We start from the raw sequence: 1,520 nt of genomic DNA on the forward strand, positions 1-1,520 counted from the left end.
AACAGATCGCTGCTTAAAAAATCCAAGATTACAAAGGCGGAAATTATCCACAAATTCTTTCTAATCTACCCTTAACATTTCGAATTTTCATAGAAATTAACAATTACAATCCAAGTCTCATGCCAATATCTTGCGATATTTCTATTGTTTGTTTTTGTTCTATGCTACGGTCTATACCCAAACCAAGCACCCTCTTGCAATATTCCACAAAAGAAGCAACTACCGTTTTGCTCCCTATGCTTGCTATCAATGCCGAGCTTTCTAAATTAACAGAGCTTCCCGCCCCGTCCTTTTGCTTAAATATAAAATTGGCGTATTCGTCAAATTCTCTTTTAAATATTCCATATTCTTTATTGCATTTTTTAAAAGAATCAACATCGGATTTAAAATCTTTTATACTACCGCCCAACTTATCTTGAAACATCCAATATTTATGCGCTCTGAGCTCAAATTTACCGTAATCTTCGCTGCCGAAAATAAAAATATATGAAACCCACCGTCTAGCTAAGCTGAATTACGTGCTTTTATAGCTGTAACGCTTTTTCCCAATATAGCCATCGCAAAATAAAATCGTCTTAAAATTTTCAAATGACTATAGATGAGGAATTAATAAATTAAACGCCGTTGTAACCACAAAATTTTATAAAAACCAGCAAAAGCAAAATCCTAGTCATAAAAATAATCGCCGCCACTTCAAAATTTTATTGAGTTGCTTAAATTTTACCGATTTTAGCAAGATTATAAAACTCTCTTGCGGCATCGAATTTGCTTTTTATCTCGTATCGTTCGCCGCCTAGTTCAAAGCGAATTGCATTCGCGTGTAGCAATAATCTCGGCGCTCCCGTCGTTCTGACCCGCTCCGTCTCATCCATCTTTTTATCCAATATCCGCTCCGCTTGCTCGCGCGAAAGCCCGTACAGCGGCTCTCCCAATATCGGCGCACCCGCGGCAAATAGATGCAGCCTGATCTGATGCTGCCTACCCGTCAGCGGATAGCACTCAATCAGGCTAGCGTCCATGTCCTCAAAATATCGCAGCGGGCGTATCAGCGTGATCGCCTCCTTGCCGTCGCGCGATATTTTCATACGAATTTTAAGATCGGCAAACTCGTCGCTAGGAGCGATCGGAGCATCAATCACAAACCCCTCAAAATCCTTTAAAAATTTCAGTTTCTCGCTAAATTTTGCGTATTTTGCAGGTTCAAATTTTTTCAAATTTACGCAGCCCATAGAAGTAGCTGGCAAAGATTTAGCCGCAGGTAAGGCGCAAGGTTTATGTCCGCTATCCGCGCTACTCATCGCGATAGCGGGTTTAAGCTTATCGCTCACGCCGCAGGATAAAGCATCAAATTCAGATCCGCTGCCAACATCGCCAGCAGGAGCGCCAGATTCAAATTTAGCTTGCATGCCGTCAGATAGAGCATCGCACCATAATCTCCTACTCGCACTATTAGACAAGATATTAAATCCAAATTTATTGCCTACTCCTTTTAGAGCTAGTGTATCGCGCAGATCCGACAC

Annotated in this window: 2 protein-coding genes; both read right to left on the reverse strand. The window is 41.1% G+C overall.

Going from position 1 to position 1,520, the window contains the following annotated elements:
* Positions 1 to 103: 103 nt before the first annotated feature.
* Positions 104 to 424 carry a hypothetical protein gene (locus Q0236_RS10170; RefSeq protein ID WP_297917411.1) on the reverse strand — a complete coding sequence of 107 codons (321 nt, stop codon included), beginning with the start codon at positions 422 to 424 and terminating at the stop codon, positions 104 to 106.
* A 289-nt stretch (positions 425 to 713) separates the two neighbouring features.
* Positions 714 to 1,520 (reverse strand): RNA pseudouridine synthase (locus tag Q0236_RS10175; protein WP_297917414.1); only part of this gene is annotated, 807 nt, incomplete at its 5' end.

The organism is uncultured Campylobacter sp. (assembly GCF_938031315.1).
Taxonomy (GTDB): Bacteria; Campylobacterota; Campylobacteria; order Campylobacterales; family Campylobacteraceae; genus Campylobacter_B.

Bases quoted from the DNA above. Each gene is read 5' to 3' on its own strand.
- Q0236_RS10170 (WP_297917411.1), bottom strand. From the start codon at position 424: ATGTTTCAAGATAAGTTGGGCGGTAGTATAAAAGATTTTAAATCCGAT.